22 protein-coding genes and 1 pseudogene are annotated in these 24,967 nt (G+C 38.2%); 4 read left to right on the top strand and 19 right to left on the bottom strand.

All coding sequences use genetic code 11. The features are described 5' to 3' along the window. Positions 1-123: 123 nt before the first annotated feature. The 9 genes from dltD to HMPREF0851_RS16725 form a co-directional block, all read right to left on the bottom strand. Entirely contained in the window at positions 124-1,392 is a 1,269-nt protein-coding gene (dltD, locus tag HMPREF0851_RS13505; RefSeq protein WP_000919852.1) for a D-alanyl-lipoteichoic acid biosynthesis protein DltD, read from the bottom strand. Next, the gene (gene dltC, locus HMPREF0851_RS13500; protein ID WP_000351967.1) at positions 1,385-1,624 is read right to left on the bottom strand and encodes a D-alanine--poly(phosphoribitol) ligase subunit DltC; all 240 of its coding nucleotides are present in this window, start codon (positions 1,622-1,624) and stop codon (positions 1,385-1,387) included. Before dltC ends, dltD begins: the two co-directional genes overlap by 8 nt. 13 nt (positions 1,625-1,637) lie before the next feature. Further along, positions 1,638-2,882: a D-alanyl-lipoteichoic acid biosynthesis protein DltB gene (gene dltB, locus HMPREF0851_RS13495; protein WP_000969756.1), complete on the bottom strand. Its 1,245-nt coding sequence runs from the start codon at positions 2,880-2,882 to the stop codon at positions 1,638-1,640. Continuing rightward, entirely contained in the window at positions 2,879-4,429 is a 1,551-nt protein-coding gene (gene dltA, locus HMPREF0851_RS13490; protein WP_009014413.1) for a D-alanine--poly(phosphoribitol) ligase subunit DltA, read from the bottom strand. The genes dltB and dltA overlap by 4 nt, the downstream gene beginning before the upstream one ends. Before the next feature lie 20 nt (positions 4,430-4,449). Beyond that, positions 4,450-4,581 (bottom strand): teichoic acid D-Ala incorporation-associated protein DltX, encoded by a 132-nt coding sequence (locus HMPREF0851_RS0104310; RefSeq protein ID WP_000813662.1) that lies wholly within the window; start codon positions 4,579-4,581, stop codon positions 4,450-4,452. 308 nt (positions 4,582-4,889) lie between these two features. Then, entirely contained in the window at positions 4,890-6,068 is a 1,179-nt protein-coding gene (locus tag HMPREF0851_RS13485) for a ryptide export MFS transporter (protein ID WP_000071443.1), read from the bottom strand. A 166-nt stretch (positions 6,069-6,234) separates the two neighbouring features. Next, entirely contained in the window at positions 6,235-7,812 is a 1,578-nt protein-coding gene (locus HMPREF0851_RS13480; protein WP_000670464.1) for an ATP-binding cassette domain-containing protein, read from the bottom strand. Between the two features lie 357 nt (positions 7,813-8,169). Then, complete coding sequence (locus HMPREF0851_RS13475) at positions 8,170-9,033, bottom strand: helix-turn-helix domain-containing protein (protein ID WP_000713269.1); 864 nt, start codon at positions 9,031-9,033, stop codon at positions 8,170-8,172. Between the two features lie 451 nt (positions 9,034-9,484). Then, on the bottom strand, positions 9,485-9,682 hold the full coding sequence (locus HMPREF0851_RS16725) for a hypothetical protein (protein ID WP_000930586.1): 198 nt from the start codon (positions 9,680-9,682) through the stop codon (positions 9,485-9,487). 131 nt (positions 9,683-9,813) lie between these two features. On the opposite strand from HMPREF0851_RS16725, the gene HMPREF0851_RS13465 reads away from it, so the two are divergent. Then, positions 9,814-10,422: a hypothetical protein gene (locus HMPREF0851_RS13465; RefSeq protein ID WP_050540536.1), complete on the top strand. Its 609-nt coding sequence runs from the start codon at positions 9,814-9,816 to the stop codon at positions 10,420-10,422. Between the two features lie 86 nt (positions 10,423-10,508). On the opposite strand, the pseudogene HMPREF0851_RS15950 reads toward HMPREF0851_RS13465, so the two are convergent. The 5 genes and pseudogenes from HMPREF0851_RS15950 to HMPREF0851_RS13440 form a co-directional block, all read right to left on the bottom strand. Further along, positions 10,509-10,713: pseudogene (locus HMPREF0851_RS15950) on the bottom strand (hypothetical protein). A 190-nt stretch (positions 10,714-10,903) separates the two neighbouring features. Continuing rightward, positions 10,904-11,608 carry an MIP/aquaporin family protein gene (locus HMPREF0851_RS13455; RefSeq protein WP_000980825.1) on the bottom strand — a complete coding sequence of 235 codons (705 nt, stop codon included), beginning with the start codon at positions 11,606-11,608 and terminating at the stop codon, positions 10,904-10,906. Positions 11,609-11,677: 69 nt separating this feature from the next. Continuing rightward, positions 11,678-13,504, bottom strand: a complete 1,827-nt coding sequence (gene glpO, locus HMPREF0851_RS13450) for a type 1 glycerol-3-phosphate oxidase (protein ID WP_000395968.1) — start codon at positions 13,502-13,504, stop codon at positions 11,678-11,680. A 41-nt stretch (positions 13,505-13,545) separates the two neighbouring features. Beyond that, complete coding sequence (glpK, locus tag HMPREF0851_RS13445) at positions 13,546-15,054, bottom strand: glycerol kinase GlpK (RefSeq protein ID WP_000076784.1); 1,509 nt, start codon at positions 15,052-15,054, stop codon at positions 13,546-13,548. 159 nt (positions 15,055-15,213) lie between these two features. Continuing rightward, the gene (locus tag HMPREF0851_RS13440; RefSeq protein WP_000280564.1) at positions 15,214-16,641 is read right to left on the bottom strand and encodes a helix-turn-helix domain-containing protein; all 1,428 of its coding nucleotides are present in this window, start codon (positions 16,639-16,641) and stop codon (positions 15,214-15,216) included. Between the two features lie 164 nt (positions 16,642-16,805). Between HMPREF0851_RS13440 and hslO the strand changes: the two genes are divergently transcribed. Genes hslO through HMPREF0851_RS13425 form a run of 3 tightly spaced genes read left to right on the top strand, consistent with a single transcriptional unit; the run spans position 16,806 to position 19,198 of the window. Beyond that, complete coding sequence (hslO, locus tag HMPREF0851_RS13435) at positions 16,806-17,678, top strand: Hsp33 family molecular chaperone HslO (RefSeq protein ID WP_000357865.1); 873 nt, start codon at positions 16,806-16,808, stop codon at positions 17,676-17,678. Continuing rightward, entirely contained in the window at positions 17,665-18,645 is a 981-nt protein-coding gene (gene dusB, locus HMPREF0851_RS13430) for a tRNA dihydrouridine synthase DusB (protein WP_025169901.1), read from the top strand. The genes hslO and dusB overlap by 14 nt, the downstream gene beginning before the upstream one ends. A gap of 1 nt (position 18,646) precedes the next feature. Continuing rightward, on the top strand, positions 18,647-19,198 hold the full coding sequence (locus HMPREF0851_RS13425; RefSeq protein WP_000233715.1) for a cysteine hydrolase family protein: 552 nt from the start codon (positions 18,647-18,649) through the stop codon (positions 19,196-19,198). Positions 19,199-19,449: 251 nt separating this feature from the next. Here the strand turns inward: HMPREF0851_RS13425 and HMPREF0851_RS13420 are convergent, their stop codons facing one another. From HMPREF0851_RS13420 to HMPREF0851_RS13400, 5 genes are all read right to left on the bottom strand, one after another. Beyond that, a complete protein-coding gene (locus tag HMPREF0851_RS13420) occupies positions 19,450-21,717 on the bottom strand; it encodes an ABC transporter permease (RefSeq protein WP_001269728.1) in 2,268 nt (755 codons plus the stop codon). Beyond that, on the bottom strand, positions 21,714-22,391 hold the full coding sequence (locus HMPREF0851_RS13415; RefSeq protein WP_000614115.1) for an ABC transporter ATP-binding protein: 678 nt from the start codon (positions 22,389-22,391) through the stop codon (positions 21,714-21,716). The genes HMPREF0851_RS13420 and HMPREF0851_RS13415 overlap by 4 nt, the downstream gene beginning before the upstream one ends. Before the next feature lie 8 nt (positions 22,392-22,399). After that, positions 22,400-23,176: an AAA family ATPase gene (locus tag HMPREF0851_RS13410; protein ID WP_000528183.1), complete on the bottom strand. Its 777-nt coding sequence runs from the start codon at positions 23,174-23,176 to the stop codon at positions 22,400-22,402. Next, positions 23,176-23,940: an AvrD family protein gene (locus HMPREF0851_RS13405; protein ID WP_000269748.1), complete on the bottom strand. Its 765-nt coding sequence runs from the start codon at positions 23,938-23,940 to the stop codon at positions 23,176-23,178. The genes HMPREF0851_RS13410 and HMPREF0851_RS13405 overlap by 1 nt, the downstream gene beginning before the upstream one ends. Positions 23,941-24,271: 331 nt before the next feature. Then, a complete protein-coding gene (locus HMPREF0851_RS13400) occupies positions 24,272-24,877 on the bottom strand; it encodes a response regulator transcription factor (RefSeq protein WP_000620477.1) in 606 nt (201 codons plus the stop codon). Between the last annotated feature and the right edge of the window lie 90 nt (positions 24,878-24,967).

Below are 24,967 nucleotides of genomic sequence, written 5' to 3'. Positions count from 1 at the left end.
TTTAAGAGAAAAATACTATTCTTTGGAATTTTATTTACCAGTTAATTATATCACAAGCAAAAAAAGAGTCAAGAAAAAACGTGAAAATAGGGGCTTCATTCTTGAACTCTTCTATATTATGATCTATTGAAATTCCTTGACATCTCCATCGTAGAGCGACCATTCTTTACTGAAAAAGCGCTCATTTAGATGGTAGGTAGGAGCTGGTGTAGGATTAGATAGGAAAGGATCAACTGCCTTGTCAAAAGCCAACCAACCCAACCAACCAAGGTGAATGGTGTCCTTCATAAAGAATGGTTCTCCACCATCCTTAGAAAAATCTGCTATATTGGTAAACCCTTGACTTTCTAACTGGTAGCGAATCTTCTGCACCGTTTGTTGGTACATATCCTCTCGTAGACCAGCGTAGTCCATCCATTTTTTATTAACAGGTGGAATGATAAAAATCGGGTTTACCTTAGATTTAGAAAACTGTGTTAAAACCAACTGCAAGTCATTATACTCTGGCGACTTGAGATAGGTAAAACTTTTCTGAGAGTCCTTTAATTTCTTCAAATCCTTCTTAATCTGCGTATTATAGAAATAATTTTCCATTCCAAGGTCATTATTAGACGTATTCTTTTCTGCATCTGCCTTAACAACATCTTCTATGACTTGATAAGAAAACTGGTCTGGTAAGGTCTTTAAATACTTAACGACATGTTTATCATAATTGACATAGCCTCTAACTGAAAACTGACCAAAAAAGGAAGCTTGGCGTTCATTAAATCGAGCCAATAATTCAATCATTTCATTGTCTGCCGTCGACAATTCTTCTTTACTTGCCAACTTCTGAACCAAATCCTTCATAGCTACGTTTGGGAACTGCTGTAGTAAGCGAGTCGCCGCATATTGGCTAGCCTGATCTCCAGATTGATGTTCCAGAAAACTGGTCAACTGGTCTCCATTAAAATACTGCTGAAAAGCTGCTGGCTCATAGCCATATTTACTGAACCACTGGGGTGAGATAACATACACAACTTGTTTATTCTCTAGCTGTGGCAACATCTGTTGCATTCCAAAATACTGGTTAAGCGATGCAGCTCCCCTCTGTCCTAAAAGATAAGGACGGTAGGAGCGATTGTATTTCTCAGCCAATACCGCAGGATGGGCACCGTCAAAACGAAGCCATTCACTGGAGCCAAAGAAGGGAACAAAACGCATATTTGGATCAGATAAGGCTCTGACCTTTTGACTCCGCTCCTTAAAACTTTCAATGGTAGTAGCCACCGCCGAACGCTTTTCAGCTCCCAGATCATGGCGCATCTCAGCAGGATAGAAAAAGATAAGCAGACAAACCAACAAACCAGCTATCAAGACCGGTCCGAAGATCATCCATAAGCGTTTAAGCATTTTGTAGCTCCACAATACCAGCTATGATTTTATTGGCTGTATTCCAGTCGTCACGACCAAACTCTGTTACAGGGACACGAATGTCAAAACGGTTTTCAATCTCCACAATCAATTCAACCGTTCCCATACTATCCAAGACACCTGCGTCAAAAAGATCTTCATCCATCATGTCAGAAACATCTTCCATAAACAACTCATCAATAATTTCGATAACTTCTGATTTGATATCCATATTTTATTTCCTTTTATTTTTTAAACCATAAATCATTCAAAAATCCAGAAAAGATTAAGAATGACAGCATGACGACATGGAAGGTGACAACCATGCCAAGCAACTGAATCCAGCGATTCTCAGGTAGAGCAGGCTTCCCTGATTTTTTCCGCTCCTTATTGAGCGTTTTTTTCTTGCGAATCCAAGCGTCATTGATGACCAAGCCCAGTCCATGAAAGAGGCCATAGGCGATATAGTACCAGGTCACACCATGCCAAAATCCCATAATCAGCATATTTACAATGTAGGCCACACTTGAGGTTACATTGCGATTCTTAAAGACCTTCTTTCTGGTCAATACCATCACCATTCGCATAAAGACAAAGTCACGGAACCAGAAAGAAAGACTCATGTGCCAACGATTCCAAAACTCTTTTAAATCCCTAGACAGAAAGGGCTTATTAAAGTTGATAGGGCTACGGATTCCCATTAAGTTTGAGATAGCCAAGGCAAACATAGAGTAACCTGCAAAATCAAAGAAAAGCTCCAAACCAAAGGTATACATAACTGCCAAGGCATAGGGGTTAAAGAAGCCACCTGACTGCAGGGCTAGATTCTTCAGAGGAGGTAGTAAAGTTTCTCCTAAAACATGAGCCAGGATAAACTTGTACAAAAATCCCCACATGATATAGCGAACGGATTCTTCCAGCATATCCATCAACTCATCCCGCTCAGGAATGGTCTGATAATTTTCATTAAAACGCTTAAAGCGATCGATTGGGCCACTCGAGAAAGTTGGCATGAAGAGAAGGAATCGGAGGAATTCCCAGAGGGTAAAATCCTTAATCACTCCATCTCTCAGCTCGATGATAATCCCAACCGAACGAAAGGTCAGGTAAGAAATTCCCAAAAAGCCAAGCAAAGACTGCGTTCCATTGATAGCCGGCTGCACCTTGACAAAGATAATCGGAAGGAGGGACAGAAAACTAACTAGGTAGAAGACCCACTTGCCATCCTTACTTTTTCGATAATGCTTGTAGAAGAGTACGAGCAATATTTCCCAGCAAAGGTAAATACCCAAGGCAGCCAACTGATTGGTCTTCCCACCTACCAACATGGTGACGATAAAGAAGAGACTAACCAATACCTCGTACCAGGCAAAGCGTTTCTTGAAAAAGAGGCCGATAAAGATGGGCAAGGTTGCAGCAATCACATAGACAAAATACTGAGGATTGCCATATGGCTCTAAATGAGGAAGCTGTTGAAAGAACTCCATCATCTCTTATTCACCTCGTTAATCAATCCTTTTATGTCAATTTTCCCATTTGGAGTCAATGGCAAACTGTCTCGGTAAAGGAATTTAGACGGCATCATGTAGGACATCATGATATCTGTCAAATCTTCCTTGATAGCCTTGGTAATATCGATATCACGCTCAAACTGCTCACGAACACCGTCTTTTAAGATGACATAGGCCAGTAGATTTTGTACCTTGTGGTCCTTGTTATAACGTGGTACTGCGACAGCAGACTCGATATAACGAGACTTATTAAGATTTTGAGAGACATCTTCTAACTCAATGCGGTAACCGTTAAACTTAATCTGGAAGTCCATGCGTCCGCCGTAGAGAAGTAAGCCTTCATCTGTCATGGTTCCCACATCACCTGTGTGATAGGCTGGCAGTCCTTCAAATTCAAAGAAGGCTTCCGCTGTTTTTTCTGGATTGTTCATATAGCCTTTTGAAACGGCTGGTCCAGAAACAATGATTTCTCCCTGTTCGCCATTTGGCAGTTTATTTCCTTCCTCGTCAATGATAAAGGTTGGAGAATCAGCCTTGGTATAGCCAATTGGTAGGCGTTTGAGAGTCGCTAGCATCTCATCTGTCACGGCAACTGCTGACAGGGCCACTGTCGCTTCTGTTGGGCCGTAGGCATTGATAATACGGGCATTTGGGAAACGCTCGCGTAGTTTTTGAGCTGTTTTAACCGTCAATTCTTCACCATCAAAATAAAAATGCGTGATTCCAGGCATTTTCTCACTGTTGAAGTCTTCAGACAACATGGCCATATCTGCAAAAGAAGGGGTTGATGTCCAGATAGCGATCGGCAATGAAAAGATGGTCGCAAAGAGTTGCTTAAAGTCCTGAGTAATGGCTGAAGGAAGAGCGAAAAGCGTACCACCAAGTGCCAAGGTCGGTGCCCAGTACATGACAGACAGGTCAAAAGAATAAGGTGGCTGAGCCAGCATTTGCGGACGACTTGGCGTCGCAAATTCTTTGTCCATAATCATCCAATTGGTAAAGCTGAGGAGGTTATCATGGGAAATCTGCACTCCTTTAGGCTTACCAGTCGTACCAGAAGTAAAGATAATGTAGTAATTATCATCTCCCTTGACTGGATGCGTGATTTCATAGTTATTCCCTTGGGCAAAGGATTCTTGAACCTGAGCTAGATTCATCATCGGTGTAGAAACCTGCTCCAATGGAAAGTCTGAAATGGCAATAATCAAGCTTGGCTCTGCCACTTCTAAAATAGCCGAAACTCGCTCCAAGGCCGAATGACTATCAATTGGAATGTAGGCATGACCTGACTTAGTCAGCGCTACAAAAGTTGCCAACATTTCATATTCTTGGCCACCAAAAACAACCACAGGAGACTTCTCTGGTAAATTCAGTTGATCGATGGCTGTAGCCAAACTATCCGAATCAGCCTTTAAATCGCCATAAGTGTGTTCCTGCCCCAAAACATTGTAAACAGGATAGCTAGGCTGTGTCTGAGCAAAATGCTCAATGGTTTCAATCATATCTACTATTGGTTTATTTGACACAATAGGAATTCTCCTTCAAGTTAAAATTCATTATAGATAAAGCTTCCTTGACCCTGACCAAGATAGCTAAAGAAGTAAAGCAGCCCTAGAAAGATAAGAAAATACAAGGCTGTCCGACCAAGAAAGAGGGACAATTCTTTTCTCTGTTTCATCAAGAAAAACCATTCATTTCTGTAATTTTTGCTAAATAAGATGAACTCTTACTATAGTATTTTTCTACCATTGTACCATTTTTTAGGGTAATTTTTCAATTGTTTACCGTACATTTTCACTGCATTTAAGCTAATTTTAAAGATTATGCGGTTTTTCTATGAATATTTTAAATAGATAAGTCTAGGTAAAAACTCCATTTCAGTAGAAAATGAAGTAAATATCCCCATAATAAAACGCATAATATCAAGGCTTTCGACACCTGATACTATGCGCTGTTCTGATTTTTAAAGATTTTTTAATCCGTCTCTCATTTAAAATAGTCTCGTCTGATATAAATTAAAATAGCTTCTATCATCAGACAAATGGCTGATAGCCAAAAACTTATGCTAATACCAAAACTCTCAGTAATATAGCTCATTAGCAAAACAAATACTGAAAATGATAGTGTCGAAATCACTTCCAGAACGGAATAGACATTAACCAAATGATTTTCCTCTACTGTTTCCTGAAGAAACACACTTTCAGGAACTTCTTTTAGTTGCGATAACATACCAACTAAAGCTGAAAATACTAAAAACATCTGTGCGTTTGGAAAAAGTAGAATAGTCAATGTCACTATTGCCATGGCTACAAGAGAAAAAAGAATACTTTGCCATTTAGCAGCAAGGAACTTTTCAGATAGCCTAAAAGCAATTAAGCCACTAATTATAATCCCAATAGAGTATGCTGTATTAGAATATCCCCAGTAACTTTCCGTTTTATTTAATAACTCAGTTACAAAAACAAGTATAATGGAAGAAACCCAAATCGTATTTGAAAAAATTTCCAATAAATTTGCTGATACAAAAAGTCTTAATCTAGGATCTCTAGCAACTAACTTCCAACCTTTGAGCAAAATTTCAAGATTAGTTTCTGACTCTAACACCTCCACTTCAGCGTTAGGAAGAAATAACATCAAAAAGCTAGAAATGATATACAACATTAAAATGATAAACGTGGTAGATAAAAGACCAATTGTTGCAAATAAGAGTCCACCTAATCCCCAACCCACCAATTGAACAGCTTCACCACTCATTGATAAGGCTGAATTAGCCTTACCCAAATCGGTCGCATAGCGTGGCACAATAGCATAGGAAACGGGTGCGGCAAAACCATCTAATATGGAAATTACAACAACAAATAGATAGGTCACCAAAGGCGCTACTGATTGCATTACGATAAACATTCCTACCAGTATCGACAATAATATAGTCTTTCCAAATTGGGATAAAGATAAAACCCTATTTAGCGCTAACTTTTTAGTAACCAACGGAACTAAAAGACTCGCAACAAAAGAGGCTATCCCTATTAAAATGGGAACTAGTGATGTGGCAATTACTGATTTTGAAATAATGTATATGTTAGCAATGATTGTTACTCTAAAGAAAATATCTGCTAAATTTGCAAACAATTGAGAGACTAACAATTTGATAAATGAATTAGACATATAGCTCTCCTATAACATAAAAATATTTAACTGATAAATGGTATAGTAGACTTTGTTTGATAACTATTTGACACAAGATTAGGTGGTCAGAAATTGAATTTTTAACATTCCAACTTAGCCATAGTTTTTAGTTCTCACATCTTTAAATCAGCTAAAACAAGTCTATTTATTTTATTCTATATTTTCCCAAATCAATTACTTGATTATAAACCGTTTCTGAATCAATATGATGAGCAACTTCAATCAAAATGATAGGCAACTGCAAAAGTAACTGGCGCACTTGATATGCATTGTCCTTGTCTAAGGATGATGTAACCTCATCCGCCAACACAATGTCTTTTTGTCGAAGCAGACAGCGAACTAATTCAAGTCGTAAACGTTGTCCACCTGAAATGTTTTCTCCATTATTTATCAGTTGATAATCCAAGATATTGGTGATTTCATTCGTTAAGCCAACTTGTTCTAGGCAACAGAGTAATTCTTTATCTGAAATCTCCTGTCCTAATGTTAAATTTTCTCGGATTGTCCCATGTCTGAAAAATGGATTCTGAGAGATATAAGCGACATTCCCTTGATAATGAGTAAATTCTCGACCTGATTTATCACGTACGATAATTCTACCACTATTCGGACTTATCTTTCCTGCTACCAACTGTAGGAGAGTTGACTTTCCGGTACCACTAGCTCCCTTTATTAAAACTTTACTTGGCTTAGTTAATCTAAGTGACAAATCATAAAAGAGCACTTGCTCTCCAACCTGTTTTGAAACGCCCTCCAAAACTAGCTCAGCTAAAGATTCGACTGTCGGATATGATGTTTCTAAACAAGATTCTTCCAATAATGAAAATATTTTTTCTTTCACTGTTTGCGATCGCTGTATATCAGATATGCTATACATAATTCTTTGAATAGGTCCGCTAAGATTCATTGTAGCTATATACATAGAGACCAAACTAGCTGTTGTTAACTCTATACCGCTCTTTTGTAATAAAAGACCAAGTGCAAGAGGTAGTACCTGACTAAGGAATTCTAAAGGACCATTGAAAAAATAAACGACATTGCTAGTCCATTCATTTTTCCAACGAGCATTCTCGTAACACTCGTTGTTTTTTCTCATCTTAGCAAAGTTTTCTTTACTAGCGCCATAAAAATATATCGTATCTGCTCCCTTAAAAAAATCTCCTACAGATAGATGAAAAGCTTTTTGCATTTCCGAAAAATTTGCACCGCTTTTCATTAAACGATTATTCATTACCCATTGAGGTAATGGTCGAAGAAAAGAGAACACAATAAAAACAATACCAAGCCAAAAATTTTGCACCAAAATAAAAACAATCGTTGTACAAAGTATAAAAACTCTTCCAACTATCATATCCAGGGGTAAAAAGAAGCGATTATAGAGCAGTTCCATATCTTGTGTAACAATTGAAACTTTTTCATCATATACAACATTTTCTTTCAAAAATAGTTTCTTAATAAGCTGATCTTTTAACCGAATTTGCATATGACGCTGCAGATTATTACTGACAAAATTTGCTAGCAACATCGTGCTATAAAAAAACAGGTATAAACACAGGCCATATAAAACAAAGTATGAAATTGTACCAATTGTAAGTTGCTCTTCGCGAATATTCAATAGCTTATCCAATAACAATGGCTTTATTAGAGCCATCCCACTATTCAAAAGCACTCCTATTAAAAAATAGATAAAAATATTAGTTTTAATGTATTTTAGAAATTTCATAAATAAGCCTATCTAAAAGAAAGCGAATAGATATAAAAGCCTCAGTCTAAGAGTTATAAACAAATTAACTCCAACTGAGACTATACAATAATTTAATTAACCTATATATGATGCTGTTTATTAAGAGTGATTATTTTTACTATTGAAAAATAATTCTCCTGTTTCACTTTTCTTTCTTAAAATATATGGAGATAGAACTTGCATATTAAATACCTCAAAATTCATAATTATGGTGACAACTTCGAAAAATCCTATCGCTCAAATACAATGAACTGATAAAACAACCGTAATTGAAATTTCTAAAGACAATTCTACCAAAATATTATTTCGAGATACTTCCTTTCCCGTATCTGCACACTACCCTTTATCTGCTAAAATTTTTTCTAAGTGCCTTTCATAATTCTTTGCCAAATGGTTACTTCCCGCTAATTTCATTGCTCCAATACACTTCCTCATTTCAATAATTGCTTTACAATCCATCTCTTTTTTGTAGCGATAAAGATGTTGTGCATACTGAAACACCAACCGTTCATAAATTTCTATCTCGGTGAAAAAGCATTGGTTTAGTCGTTTTTCAAAATACAAAGCATCAAGAAATTTTCCTCTTTCAATACATGTGATATATCCGTTCAATAGCATAGATGAAATCAGTCGTCTATTATTAGGAATTTCTTTATAAAAATCAGAACGTCTAGACATCTCTCTAGCCAAAACCATAAAGACATCGTGTTTTAGAACATCTAAAGTATTTGAAAAAATCAATAATTCATAGTATCCCCAATATTCAACACTAAAGAGATAGTCAGTGAGATAAGATAAATCATCACCAGAATAATAAGCTTCTCCAGATAAATCTTGTAAACGAATTTTTAATAAAATAATGTTAAGCTTATGAAATTTCTCTTGTTTAGAATCTGACTCCATCTGAGAATAAAGTAGTTTTTTCAACCCATCAACATTATGATTTGACACAAAATGCCTAACCTTTGATAAGAGTTCGTTCAGTTCATCACGATGAAAATCATGAACAGCATACATAAATTCATCAATAGGCATGTTAATTTCATCCAAAATAGCCATAAATTTTGAAATGGTTAAATCAGTCTCTCCCTTTTCAAAACGTGAGAGCTGTGATGTTGATATACCAGCTTTTTCGACATCTTTCAAGCGAAAACCTCTAGATTCTCGAAACTTTTTAAAAATTTCTCCAAATTTTTTCATAATATCTCTCCAACAAGCATATCTGGGAACAGTTTTTGATTTTTAATATTTTAGCATAAAATAGAAGAAAACAAAAGTGGGGTATTTCACATGAAAAAACAAAAATTATTGCCTTTATTATTCCTAATTTTGGGAGGAATTATGATTATCGTTGTTGGCTAGTACTAAGAAGTTAGTTAGTAGAATACTTACATCTTCAATCGAAAAAGAGACTGGGAAAAAGTCTTAAAAATCAGAAAAACGCTCAAATCCTTTGGCGCTCTAAGCTTTTCTAATGATAGATAGGTCAAAAAATTATCTGAAAAGTTCCCAGGATCGTCGTCTCAACATCAAAAATACGTGAAATTTGCATAATTAAAATAAATTTCAGGGGAGTTATACAAAAAAACGACGATTTAAATCGCCGTTTTACTGAGATAAATATGCAATCTTTTTTTGAAAATACGTCTATTTATTTTTTATTGTTTTTTATTGTAGAGCAGACCCAAGCGAATGAACATAGGTTGTAAAAAGCAAATGAAAAAATTGCGAGGATAATAGCTTCTGTGTCTAAATAACCTCTTTCAAGACCGTTTTTCAACAACAACAAGCCTATAGTTTCGATAACGATCAAATATAAAAATATATAAAAAATTTTCGCATTAAGCATATTGTTACCGCTTTCTTTTTATTTGGTTTTATTGTATAATAAAAGTTGAAAAAAATCAAAAATACAAAGGAGTTTCCGTTATGTCTAAGATGTCTAAATGCATGTGTTTGCTAGCTATGTCTGTTTTCTGTATGTCTAGCATTTCCCCGTCGCTTGCTGTTTTTGCTGATGATAGCTTATCGGCAAACTCTAAAGTTGTATCTGGTGAGACTCAGTTTAAGAATGGCTCATCAGTGCGGTTCGGAGATACGCAAGTAAATATTTTAAGTGATGAAGTTCTTGAGGTGGTCAATCCAGATGGAAGTGTAGACACTATTGAACAACGTGCTGATGGTGTCTATATCAATGGGTCATTTTATATGGATTATCAAAAGAATGAAATCGACCTAAATATATCTTTTAGATCATACGATCCTAATGTTTGGAATTACGTCAACACAATACATGGGAATAAACTAGAAAACACATTCGCTAACTTCATGGCTGATGCTGGACTAAGTTTTATAATTGGTAAGATAGGTGCTGTATTGGGAGGTCCATGGGGTGCAATAATTGGTGGAGCATTTTGGGGTATACAAGCTTATCAGGCTTACTTGGATTCACAAAGCCCATATCCATACTACATAACAAGTACTTATATCCATGTTGCTCAAAGAAAATGGAAGTTTATCACTGAATACTATAGAAACTCAAACTATACTGGGTATGTAAAAACCGAAACAACCTACGTGAATTTCTAAAATATAAACCCTGCCTAGATATAAAGGCAGGGTTTATATTTTAGTTAATTGCTCAAGTAATTTGTAAGCATAATACTTGCGAAACTCTATTTATCCAAGCGGTTCAAAAGCTCTTGTTTTTTTATCCTCAAGCTCAGCTCTCCTTTGCTCGATTTCTTCACGTTTTTGGGCGATTTCTGCTTGCGCCTTGGGAGTTTCCAAAGTGCCTTGTGACTTGTGAAATTCTACTAGCATATCAACGATTTTTGGGTCTAATTCGTTGACATAATCAGGATTTGACCATTTCGGCACGTTGCTTGCAGGTGCTTGCTTTTTGCCGCCTTTTTTGGGCGTTTTGGCTTGTTGTTCAGCTTTCTGACTGTAGTTGACCTCGTGGAATTTTCGTGCTTGATATGATGCGTTTTATTATGAGAAGATTTACTTCATTTTTTCCTGAAATTGAGTTTTTACCCAATCACTATCAAAATAAATGCTTTCTAAATTAGAAAAGTGAGAATACAAGTACAGCCAAGGCTGCTCCGATAACAGGTCCCACAACAGGAATCCAAGCGTAAGACCAGTCTCCGTCTCCTTTGTTTGGAATTGGCAAGATGCTGTGCATGATACGAGGTCCAAGGTCACGAGCTGGGTTCAAGGCATAGCCTGTTGTCCCACCTAGTGATAGACCGATACCAACAATCAAGGTACCAACTGCAAAGGTTCCGATACCTGCCTGAAAATCGTAAAGACCCAAAACAAAGATTGTCAAGACCAAAACAAAGGTTCCAAGGATTTCACTTATCAAGTTTGATACAGTATCTTTGATGGCTGGACCAGTACTGAAGGTGGCTAGGATATTGCCTGCATTTTCTTCTGCCTCATAATGCGGTTTGAATTGCAACCAAACCAAAATCTGACCCAGCATAGCCCCTGCAAACTGGGCTAAGATATAAGGGAAAACGGAAGCCCAAGGCAAACCACCTTTTAAAGCCACACCAATTGTCACAGCTGGGTTTAAATGAGCTGGACTGAGCTTGCCAGATACAAAGACCGCAACCGCAACTGCAATTCCCCAACCCATAGTAATCACAATCCAACCTGAACTGTTGCTCTTGGTTTTAGGAAGAACCACACCTGCAACAACACCATTTCCTAGAAGAATGAGGATTAAAGTTCCCAAAAATTCTCCAAATAATTCATTCATCATCTTTCTGTCTCCATTAAAAAGAAGGGGTGGGCGACACGGAGTCCTGCCCTCCACCTCTTTTATTTTTTCTTAATTTTTTAATTCTGCTAAATCGTTGTTAGCAAGAGCTGCTGCAACATCCGCACGGTAAGCTGCTTTTTCTTCTTCTGTCCAGTCATAGCATCGTCCCATTTCATCCAAAACTGGCTCAACGATGCTATCCAAACTATCACGCATAAAGAGCATGTGGTTGGTACGACGAAGAAGGAAGTCAACTGGGCTCAGAGCCAACTCATTGCGCATTGCATAGTGAAGAGACAAGGTGTCTGCCAAGCTGAGTCCTGGTGCTTGTTCCAAGCTGTGAGCAAGGGCAAAGACCTTCGGTGCATTTGAACCGTAAAGATTTGCTAGGTAGTGAGCTTCCTTGCTATCCAAACCACGAGATACTCCAAGTTGCGCAAAGGCTTCGATTTCTGAGTCTACATTTGCTGGGTTCAATTCTCCACCTGAAACAGGGTAAGTCTTAGAGTTGATCAGTTTAAAGCTACGGTCAAATTCTGCTTTGAGGATGTCAACCACGCGCTCCATAGCTCCTTCAGCCATCTTACGGTAGTCTGTGATTTTACCACCAGCAAGGGTCAAGAGACCATTATCATCTCGGTCCAAGCTAGATCCACGTGAAACTGCAGATGGGTCCAAATGTTTCTCAGAGGTACTGCTTTCAAGCTTGCTAACAGCAGCTTCAACATCTTCACGCGTTTTTTCTTTAGAGAGATAAGATTCAACAGTCGCAATCAAGTTGTTAAAGCTTTCATCACTGATGGTTCCGTTATTTCCTCCATTGTAGTCAGAAGCGCTATTGCCTGCGATCAATGGACGAAGACCAGCCCAGCTACTTTCAATGTCAGCAACTGTAATATTCGCTTCTGGGAAGCGATTGTTGACAATGCCAAGTAGATAATCTACATCTTCCTGCGTCACTTTTGGATGTTCCAAATCGCCTGTGTAGTCTGTATCAGTTGTACCGAAGTAGGTCTTGTTTTCACGTGGGAGAACAAAGACCATCCGACCGTCACCCAAACCTGTATCAAAGTAAACTGGCTGAGAAACCTTAATCTTGCTTGAATCCACTACCAAGTGAACTCCCTTAGTTGGACGCATTTGTGAGAATTGTGTTCCCTTATTAGACAAATTACGTACCTTGTCGCTCCAAGGACCTGTTGTATTAATCACCAGACGGGCCTTGATTTCAAAGACTTGGTCTGTCAACAAATCACGGGCTACGACACCAGTAATCTTGCCACTTTCGTCAAAGAGGAAGCCTTCTGCTTTAACGTGGTTGGCAATGAGGGCACCGTCTTGGTTGGCACGTTTGATGTTTTCAATCACGAGACGCGCATCGTTGTTACGGAAGTCAAGGTAAACCCCACCTCCTACCAAGCCTTCTTTCTTCAAGTTTGGCTGGCGTTCCAAAACTTCTTCCTTGCTCAAAACCTTGTTAGCAACTGGTGTGTTGTTAACTCCTGCCAAAAGGTCATACAAGTCCATAGCTACTTTCAGACGGAAGAGGCTAAAGGTCGCTCCATCTTCATCGTAAACTGGCAAGAGCATTGGGTCTGGTTTTGGAATGTGTGGTGCGATTTGTTGAACCACTGCACGTTCAGAAACCGTATCTGATACAACTTCTACGTCAAATTGTTTGAGGTAACGAAGACCTCCGTGAACTAATTTTGTTGAACGGCTGGATGTTCCTTCTGCGAAGTCCTGCATTTCAATCAAACCAGTCTCAAGACCACTAGCTGCTGCCTGCAAGGCTACACCAGCCCCTGTGATTCCTCCACCGATAATTAAGAGGTCCAGGGTACGTTCCTGCATTTTTTGAATTGATAATTCACGTGTTTTCTTTGAAAATTCCATATTTACACACTTTCTAACTAAGTCGCTTTATTCTTCCAGTATTAGTCATCTACTTCCGCAAAGACTTGGGTTGCTTTCACAGCTTTCTTCCAGCCCTTGTAGAGTTGTTCCTTACGAGATTCGTTCATAGATGGTTCAAAGAGTTCTCCTGTCTCGTTCAAGAGTTTCAACTCATCCAAGTCTTTCCAGTAACCTACTGATAAACCTGCTAAGAAGGCTGCCCCTAGAGCTGTTGTTTCCAAGTTTTTGGCGCGTGCGATATCGATTCCCAAAATATCAGCTTGGAACTGCATGAGGAAATTGTTCATAGCTGCACCACCGTCCACTTTCAAGACTTGGATAGCTGTCTGAGCATCCACTTGCATCGTATCGATGATGTCACGCACTTGATAAGCAATTGATTGAAGAGTTGCCTTGATAAAGTCTTCCTTACTTGTTCCACGAGTCAATCCAAAGACAGAACCGCGAGCGTTTTGGTTCCAGTATGGAGCACCTAGACCTGTAAAGGCTGGAACGACATAAACTTCATCATTGTTGTGAGAATCACGAGCGTATTTTTCAGATTCTGGTGAATTTTCTACCATGCGAAGACCGTCACGAAGCCACTGAATGGCACTACCTGCGATGAAGATAGAACCTTCCAAGGCATAGTAAACCTTGCCGTTGATTCCGTAACCAATGGTTGTCAAGAGGTTGTTTTCAGACAACTGCATCTCTTCCCCAGTATTCATGATGATGAAAGAACCTGTTCCATAAGTATTCTTGACCATACCAGGCTCAAAGGCCAACTGTCCAAAGAGGGCTGCTTGTTGGTCCCCAGCCATACCTGAGATTGGCACTTCTCCACCATAGAAATGGAATGGAGCTGTCTTGCCGTAGATTTCAGAGTTAGAACGAACTTCTGGTAGCATAGCCTTAGGAATATTGAGGATTTCCAAAATCTCATCATCCCATTTAAGTTCTTTAATGTTATAAAGCATAGTACGGGCTGCATTTGAGTAATCCGTTACGTGAGCCGCACCGTCTGTCAATTTCCAAACCAACCAAGTGTCAATAGTACCAAAGAGCAATTCCCCTTTTTCTGCTCGCTCTTGAGCGCCTTCTACATGATCCAAAATCCAACGAACCTTGGTCGCAGAGAAGTAAGCATCGATGATCAAACCAGTCTTTTCATGGAATTTTTCCACATAACCTTGGCTTTTTAGTTGTTCAGCCAGAGGAGCAGTTTGGCGTGATTGCCAAACGATAGCGTTGTAGATAGGAAGTCCTGTTTTCTTATCCCAGACGACCGTTGTTTCACGCTGGTTGGTAATCCCGATTGCTTCGATTTGATTTGGCTTGACACCACTTTCGATGAAAGCTCCAGCAATAACAGATTGAACAGAGTTCCAAATTTCATTGGCATTGTGCTCTACCCAACCTGCTTGAGGGAAAATCTGAGTAAACTCTTTTTGACTCGAGCTAACCTTTTCTCCTTTTTTATTGAAAATAATGGCACGAGAACTTGTTGTTCCCTGGTCAATGGCCATGATGTATTTTTCTTGTGACATGTGCTGTCCTCCTGATAATGATCTTGAGGATGTCTCCTCTTTACAGTAACTAGTATACAAAATAAAGCGCTTTCTTGTTTATCAACTTTTTTTAATTTTTAAAAAAATGTGAGGAGATTGTGTAAATTTCACAAAAAAGACCTGGAACAACCAAGCCTTTTAAGTGAATAATAACTGACGAATCCCTGCCAAATCTTCCATATCCAAGTCGTTTTTTAAGTAATAGACTGGTGTCTGTTCCTTCTTATGAATAGGATTATTTGTAACCAGCAAATCATAATGCCGAGTACAATCATAGGCTTCAATAGTAATAAAACGATTGTATTCCAAATACCGTTTCAAAATGGCTGCCATTCTTGAAAAGACAAGAAAACCAGATGTCAAATCCAGACCAATCCGCATATGCTGGCCACCGTTTTCAGCCATATATTCTATCAACTGGAGCCATTCCCAGAGAATTTTCTTATCCAAATCCGTCCCCTGTTGAAAAGCAGGTAGAGCATGAAGAATCTCCTCTGCCGTCCCCTTAAAATCATGTTCCATCAACAAATAAGGATGACGATTCTCTAACTGATACTTGTAGCGATCCTGTAAAATATAGCCCTTATAGAGATAGACTTGAGCACAAAGCTGACTGAGTTCATAGGTAATATGGTCCTCTGTATAATCACCCAGCAACTCCTCCTTCTTCATTTCTTGAATCAATTGTGTCAGCAAATCTACCAACTGCCCTCCAAAACCAAGGATATACTCCATGGTATGAAGGGGAAGAATACGATGAGACAAGAGAAAAGAGAAGAATATCATCATCTCACCATCCTCAGTTCCTAGTGGAATATGTTGCCCAGCAAAAAAGGACGGAACCTTTCTGAGCAAACGAAGGTAGAAAATATTGTCAAAATACCCCCGCATTTTTTCTTCTATCACTTGGAACTGACAGGCATTGACCCGAAGACGCTGCTGACTGATGTGAGACCAGAGAACCAAGTCCAATTTCTGACCCGAAGACAAACTTGCACCGCAGATTTCTTCTAAAGCGGCAATCTCCTGTTTTCTCTCTGGTTTCTGCATGTGACCTTCCCACTCCTGACTCGACCAGACCTTGCGGAAAAGACAAAAATAGAAATAGCGAATCTGATGCTCTGGACCTCGCCAACGTCCATTTTGAATAGATAAATCAAATTCTGACAAAATCTGATTTAAACTAGCTAAGTGGCGACCAAGCGTAGCCTCACTAATCATCAATTCTTGAGCTAGCTGATGGGCTAAAAACTGTTGATGGTAGAGAAGATAGACCAAAATCTGGTATTTAACAACATTCTCCAAAAATAAGCTTCGGATATCTCTTCCCTTGGTAGTTGCACCGATCGATAGACGCAGATTTTCATCTTCTAAATGAATAATCAGCTCTAAACCACTGTCCGAAGCCTTATCATTGAGCAGGGTGACATATTTGGTTAGGGTTGCTTTTGAAAATCCTGTTTCCTCCATTACAGCCTTGACAGTCATCTGAGACTCTTGTAATAGAAAGGAAAGGATTGAAAATTGGCCAGATTCGGCCTTTTCCATCAAATCTCCTAAATACATTTGTTACCCCTTTCATTTTCTACCTTAAGCATAGCATAAATCTTACAAATGCTGAAATAATCTGTTTCTCTTTTTATTTTCATGCTGATTTCCTGGTCCATTATCCTAAAAATCAGCAAACACACGGCTCCCCCTTTGGGCATTTTTATGCTAAAATAGTAGCTATGGATAAAATTATTAAAACTATATCAGAAAGTGGCGCCTTTCGTGCTTTTGTCCTTGATAGCACGGAAACCGTCCGCACTGCTCAAGAAAAACACCAAACCCAAGCTAGCTCAACTGTAGCGCTTGGTCGAACTCTTATCGCTAGCCAGATTCTCGTAGCCAATGAAAAAGGAAATACCAAACTAACCGTTAAGGTGCTGGGATCTAGCTCTCTAGGCGCTATCATCACCGTCGCTGATACCAAGGGTAACGTCAAAGGCTACGTTCAAAATCCTGGTGTTGACATCAAAAAGACTGCAACTGGTGAAGTTCTAGTCGGACCTTTTGTTGGAAATGGTCAATTCCTCGTTATCACAGACTACGGTACTGGAAATCCTTACAACTCTATGACTCCCCTCATCTCTGGGGAAATCGGTGAAGATCTTGCCTTTTACCTGACTGAGAGCCAACAAACACCTTCAGCAGTTGGTCTCAATGTCCTTTTGGACGAGGAAGACAAGGTCAAGGTCGCAGGTGGTTTCCTAGTTCAAGTTTTGCCGGGAGCCAAGGAAGAAGAGATTGCTCGCTTTGAAAAACGTATCCAAGAAATGCCAGCTATCTCGACGCTTCTGGAGAGCGACGACCATATTGAAGCCCTCCTCAAAGCAATCTACGGTGACGAGGCCTACAAGCGTCTTTCTGAAGAAGAAATCCGTTTCCAATGTGACTGTAGCCATGAGCGCTTTATGAACGCTCTTGCCAGCCTTCCAAGCTCAGACTTACAGGAAATGAAAGAGGAAGACCACGGAGCAGAAATCACTTGTCAATTCTGCCAAACTACTTACAACTTTGATGAAAACGACCTGGAGGAACTCATTCGTGACAAATCTTAATACACCCTTTATGATTGGCAATGTTGAGATTCCCAATCGTACCGTTTTAGCACCTATGGCTGGTGTGACTAACTCAGCCTTTCGTACCATCGCAAAAGAGCTCGGAGCTGGACTCGTTGTCATGGAAATGGTCTCTGACAAGGGAATCCAATACAACAACGAAAAAACCCTGCACATGCTTCACATCGATGAAGGTGAAAACCCTGTGTCTATCCAACTCTTTGGTAGTGATGAAGACAGCCTAGCACGCGCAGCAGAATTCATCCAAGAAAACACCAAAACCGATATCGTGGATATCAACATGGGCTGCCCAGTTAACAAAATCGTTAAGAACGAAGCTGGCGCTATGTGGCTCAAGGATCCTGACAAGATCTACTCTATCATCAATAAGGTCCAATCTGTCCTTGATATTCCACTTACTGTCAAGATGCGTACAGGCTGGGCTGACCCCTCTCTGGCAGTAGAAAATGCCCTCGCTGCTGAAGCTGCAGGTGTTTCTGCCCTCGCCATGCATGGCCGTACCCGTGAGCAAATGTATACAGGTCACGCAGACCTTGAGACCCTTCACAAGGTCGCTCAAGCTCTGACCAAGATTCCCTTCATCGCTAACGGTGATATCCGTACTGTCCAAGAAGCCAAACAGCGTATCGAAGAAGTCGGAGCTGACGCAGTCATGATTGGCCGCGCTGCCATGGGAAATCCTTACCTCTTCAACCAAATCAACCATTACTTTGAAACAGGAGAAATCCTCCCTGATTTGACCTTTGAGGACAAGATGAAAATCGCCTACGAACACTTGAAACGCTTGATTAACCTCAAAGGAGAAAACGTCGCAGTTCGTGAATTCCGTGGACTCGCTCCTCACTACCTCCGTGGAACATCTGGCGCTGCCAAACTCCGTGGAGCCATTTCACAAGCTAGCACCCTAGCAGAGATTGAAGCCCTCTTGCAATTGGAGAAAGCTTAAAATGGTTCACACTGCTCTACTTGTTATCGATATGCAAAAAGCATTTGATAGACCTATTTGGGGAGAACGAAATAACCCTCAAGCTGAACATCAAGCATTGAGGGTACTGGCATACTTTCGTAAACACGCTCTTCCAGTCTTACATGTTCAACACATATCTGATAATCCCCAGTCGCAATTTCATAACAAACAAAATCAGGAGTTTAAAAGTGGATTTGAACCAGTTACTTCCGAACCTGTCTTTCAAAAAACGGTTAATAGCGCCTTTATTGGAACAAATCTTGAAACCTATTTACGAAAAAATCAGATTTATCATTTAGTCCTTGTTGGTTTGACCCTACCTCATTGTGTATCTACTACGACACGAATGGCAGCAAATCTTGGTTTTGAAGTCACTTTACTAGCAGATGCTACTGCCAGTTTTACCCTATCCAACAAAAACGGTCAGACCATCTCCCCTGATACTATCCATGAGATTAATCTCCTTTCTCTACAAGATGAGTTTGCTCAAATTCTTACTACAGAAGAATTTTTAACCCAAGTACAAGTATAAAATAATCCGTCAACTCTTATTGAGCTGACGGATTTTGAATGCAGTAATGTAGTGAACCGAAACACAAATAGGTAAATTTGGACCTTATACTCTTCGAAAATCAAATTCAAACCACGTCAGCTTCACCTTGCCGTACTTAGGTACAGCCCACGGCTAGCTTCCTAGTTTGCTCTTTGATTTTCATTGAGTATTAGAACCGATGATTAACAATTATTTATAAATGTCTATAGATTCAGTCAGAACTAACTCTACTAGTCTACCCCCTTTAAAGCACTAATCATGTCAATCTTTCTCATACGAAGACTAATAAAATAAGCAGTCCCTAAAGATGTAAACCAAACCAATAACGTAGCAGAAGCAAGGACATACATACTGATATAAGCGGTATACTCAATTCGAATCGTCGAAAATGTTGCTACATATTCTTTCAAAAACCATATGCCTAAAGGAATTCCTACTAGCCAACCAATAAAGGTAGTTAGTATAGTCTCAAAAAGAGTTAGCATCTGTAGATATTGATTAGAAAATCCTAATACTTGTAATGTAGCATAGTCTCTCATTCTCTCTACAAAGTTTAAAGAACCCAGATTATAGAGAACAATAATAACAAGTAATAAGGCAAAGCCAATAATCATTAGAAATACACTCATCAAACTAGATACAAAATCATAGGCATTTTTTTCTTGGCTCCCTTTTTCAATGACAGATAGAACACCTTTGTCTTGCTTAATAGTATCTTGGTCCACCTCTGACCCAACTAATAAAGTATGTGGAGTAAAATCTCCCCCTGCTTTTTCAAAGACTCTAGCATGAAGATAGGCACCTTGATTGGTTTCACTTGTGACAATCCCTTTTACTTCAAACTTGTAAGTATAACCATCTTGATAAGGAGTTACAGTTAAAAAATCTCCGACTTTAATACCTGCCAAACGGGCAAATGATCTAGTTACATACAAACCATCATCTTTCAAAGATTCAGCACTCTCTGTTTTTGCTTGTATCATATCTCCATCATCAAATATAATCAATAAACGGTTGTATCCATCATCTGGACTAAAATGTGCTTGTGAAATTTGTACACCTTGCCCACCATATTTAGACTTAGAAGTAGGATAATCCGCCACGGTCAGTCGTTTTGAGTAAGAAAAATCTTCATTATATGCCTTATCAACAAGATGATTCATAGATACAGGCATACCAATTCCAGCAATCAGTAACATCATACTTCCTGCAACTCCCACGATTCCCATCAAAACTCGAATACGATTAAACGAGGCATCCCGAATTGCCCATCTTGAAGGATAAGAAATTCGTTGCCAGATAGAGGAAAATCTTTCCACAAAGACAGATTTAGCAACTTTTTCTTTACCTCTTAAAAATATTGCTGGTAAGCCTCTAGCTGACTCTCTAGAAGCTAAATAGGCAGCTAAAATACAAATTATAATGACTACAATACCAATGACTATTGATGAAGATGAATAAGAGATTTGCCAATTTGGAAGTGTAAACATTGACTTTTGAGTTTCTAGTACAAACCATGACATCAAGGGAGAAATAGCAAAGCCTGCGAAACTTCCTAATAAACTGACTACTAAGCCAAATAAAATATAATGTAAACTGATAGCCTGATTTGAAAAGCCTAAAGCCTTTAATACAGCAATCTCTTTTGTTTGACCATCAATCAAACGCTGAATGGTTGTAAACATAGCTAAAATAGCTAACAAAATAAAGATAAAAGAAAATAAGTAAGATAAATTTCTAATTTGCCCAACTCGATCGGTAGCTTCTGATATTTCAGTTAAACTTTTTTGATCTTGATAAGAAACTAAGTCGCCCCCAAAAATAGACTCTAAATCTCCTCGCAAATCTATCTTAGAGCCATAAATTTCCAAGGCATTATCTGACGATAAACCCAGGATTCCTTTTGCAATTTCATTATCTGCAATATAACCATAGGCATCATTGTCAGGATTTGGAGCTATATATTCCATACTACCTGTAAAATAAATCTTATCTGTCGCCTGAACAAATCCTACAATTTCTAAATCTATCTGTTTCCCCCTTGATGAAATAGAAATTGAATCTCCAATCTGTAAATGATTCTTCTTAGCATAATTCCCATCAATCCAAATCGAATCTTGTTTTCCCTCAGAAAAAGGACTTCCTTCTGTTACTGTAACCAGTTGATTATCTGTAATCGTTTCAAGATTGATTCGTCCGTCAGTCTTGTCTAAACGAACAATATTAGCAAAGCCTTTCTTTTTACTGACAACTTTTTCAACAGAAGATAATTGTTCAACCTGCTTGATTTTTGATTCATCAATTTGTCTCGCTTGAACCCAAACAACAGGAAGTTCAGATTGTTTCAAATAACTCTCTAGACTCTTTTCAAGTCCATGCCAAGCTCCTTGTAGCCCTACAAAGATTAATACACTTAATAGAGACATCAGAAAAACAGAGAAAAATTGTTGCCAGTTTTGCCGAAGATCTCTTAATAATTTTATATGAAGATACCTCATCCCAGCACCTCTTCATTATTCTCTATTTTTTCAATACTTCCATCTTTCAAATATATAACTCGATCTGCAAATTTAGCAAACTCTCTATTGTGTGTAACCATTACAACTGCAGCATTCCCATTTCTAGAAACTTCCTTCAATAAAGTTAAAATACTATCGCCTGTCTTTGAGTCTAACGCTCCTGTAGGCTCATCACACAATAATAGACTAGGCTCTTTAGCCAATGCCCTTGCAATTGATACACGTTGCATTTCACCTCCAGAAAGTTGATTAGGAAAATTATTTTTTCTATGAAGTAAACCAACTTGATCTAAATACATATCAATTTCTTTATTGTTTTTCACTAAATTTGCTGCAATACCTACATTCTCCTTGGCCGTTAAACTTGGAACTAAGTTATAAAATTGAAAAACAAAACCAATTTTATCTTTTCGATAAGCAGATAATTCCTTATCCGTAAACTTTGTTACTAGTTCCTCATCAAATATAAAGGTTCCTGATGTCGCACGATCCATCCCACCAAGTAAATTTAGCAACGTACTTTTCCCTGAACCTGATGGACCTAAAATAACTGTAAATTTCCCTTTCTCAATAGAAAAACTAACTTGATCTAAAGCACGAACTTCTTGCTCCCCCACCTTATAAATCTTACTAATATTTTGAAACTGAATCATACATACTCCTAATATCTTGTCATAAATTTTATTTTTTCCTTTAATGTAGGCTCTTCATACTGTTCTATGATACGTTTAGATACTGCTTCCCTGTTTTCTCGTATAACCTTTTCAGCTAAGGAAATAGCCTCATCTACTGGAACAACTATTGGCAACTCATAATGTTGAATGATCTGATTTAACCGTTCTTCCTGACTACCTTTGACACAATAAGGTGTCAGACCCAAATTCCTATAAGCTTCATATAATTCCTCATCTGATAAATTCCGATACTCTTCAGATACTGGTCTATGCCCATCTGGATCCATTGCAAACTCTACTGGTAAATGAACAACATCTGTATACCACAATTTCGCATGATTCTTAGAGACAACTCCATAAGCAGTCAAATATTTTTTGAAAAATGTTCGACCAGGAAGACCTAAAATAGATTTCATCAGTCGATGAATGAATGCTGAGCCTGGATTAATTCCTACCCTCATTCGAACAGTCCCGTAAATCCATTCATTCAATACTGAACCATCTGATAGAAAACTTCCATGTTCCTTGTATAAAATTCCTTCCGTACGAATTCTCTCTTCAAAACGCTTTAGCCCTAGTGCCATTAATTCAGTTGATGACATATCCTGAAATCTTCTGCCAGGATATAAATCTGTCAAAATTTCCCTCGCAGATAAAGCGTCAATTAAGGGAAGTCCCGTTGCAATCGAAAGGGCTGTAGCAGTTGTTGTCTTACCTGTAGAATAAGTGCCTGATATGACTAACCTTAATTCTCTATTTCCCATCACTGTCCCCCTCCATCAGGTAATTTTTGAGCTATTTTACTTTTAAAGACTACCTTATAATCTACATCATACCCAGACATTTCGTAGACTTTCCAATGCTCTTCTCTAATTTTTAATAATCTATTTTTTGAAACACTACCACTAAGCTCTACTACTCCGTTTAAAATTTGTGAATTCAAGTCTGCACTCACTTGCTTCATCCACATGGTATTGCTCTCTTCTCGAGACATCTCTTCTATATGGTAGGCTAACATCTCTGCCATTTGAGAAAAAATAATCAGAAGTTCTAACAAACTATAATAATTCTTTTCTAGACTACCTACACCACTATATTCAATATCTTTGATCAATACTTGCTCTGCTTTACAAGATATACTACTATCTGAAAACTCAACATCGTATATATCATGTTGTCTATCTCTCAAATGAGTTGATAAAAAATCTCTACCTTGTTCTCCTATAGCAACTACATTTTCCATACATTCTAATAATTGATAGCCTAAACAAACTTTCATATCCATTACCAAGCAATCAAATTCAATCACTTGGTTCGTCATTTTGAAATTTTGTAATTCTAATCTTAAATTTACCAATTCTTCTATAGCTTTTATCCCTGACTTTATCTCAAAATGGCTTAACCTATACTGATTTAAGCTCACTCCCATTCTTTTCAGTATTTCACTTCCAAATAAATGAGCTAATACTATTCCATCTAATGTACTCAGGTGTTGCTGTATGATTTCAGATTGTTTACTAGACCACAAACCTTCTTAATGAAGAGAGCCAACCCCTTCTAAAATATTTTTCAACTTATACTAAATGAAAATCAAAGAGCAAACTAGGAAGCTAGCCGCAGGCTGTACTTGAGTACGACAAGGCGACGCTGACGTAGTTTGAAGAGATTTTCGAAGAGTATTAACTTCATAAGTCGTCCTCTTATACCCTCTACCAAAATAGCGATTTCTATTATCTCCAAGTAAATAATCTACTGTTAGCATATCCTTCTCCAATCTGTTAAACTGACTCTATCTTAAACAAAAAAAGACAAGAAAGAATCCGTAATTTACGAAAACCTTCTTGCCTTTTTAGGATAAATTATAAAGATACGAGATTTAATCGAATAGCCTCACGTACAGCTCCAACTCTACTCGTCACTCCCAACTTTGAACAAATATTTGAAACATGGGTATCTACTGTTCTCCTGCTGACAAATAAACTATTTGCTATCTTTTCATTAGAATATTCTTTTACAATAAGTTCCAATACACTTAACTCCATATCTGTCAATAGATTATTTTCTTGCTTTTCTAACAAACCATCTGGGATAACGTGATTTCCCTTATAAACAGCATAAATTGCACTTTTAACATCCAAATAAGAACTTTCTTTGGGTAAAAAAGCTTGAATCCCAAAATCCATCGCTCTCTTATGTAACAAAGTGTCATAAAATCCTGATAAAAGAACTATCTTGGGAACTGTATTCAGAAATCTATTTATCTGACTAATAACATCAAATGCCGTTACTCCTTTCAACATAAAATCCATAACTAGCACATCTACCTTTTCATTCTTAAGACAGAGAAGTAAATCTGCTACTTCTGTATAGGACCCAACAATTTCAAAATCATCTTCCTTTAAAAAATAGTTCTCCAATCCTTGTAATACTAAACTGTGATCATCAATCAAAACCAAACGAATCATTTTTCTTCCCTAAGTAGAAATTCATCTACATCATTCATGATTAATTTTATTCTAACATAGTTATAAAGATGAAAATATTACAAAATGATG

The sequence above is a fragment of the Streptococcus sp. M334 genome (genome assembly GCF_000187745.1).
Lineage (GTDB): Bacteria > Bacillota > Bacilli > Lactobacillales > Streptococcaceae > Streptococcus.
Note: the sequence above shows the minus strand (reverse complement) of the source record. Positions and strands in the feature narration are given on the sequence as shown.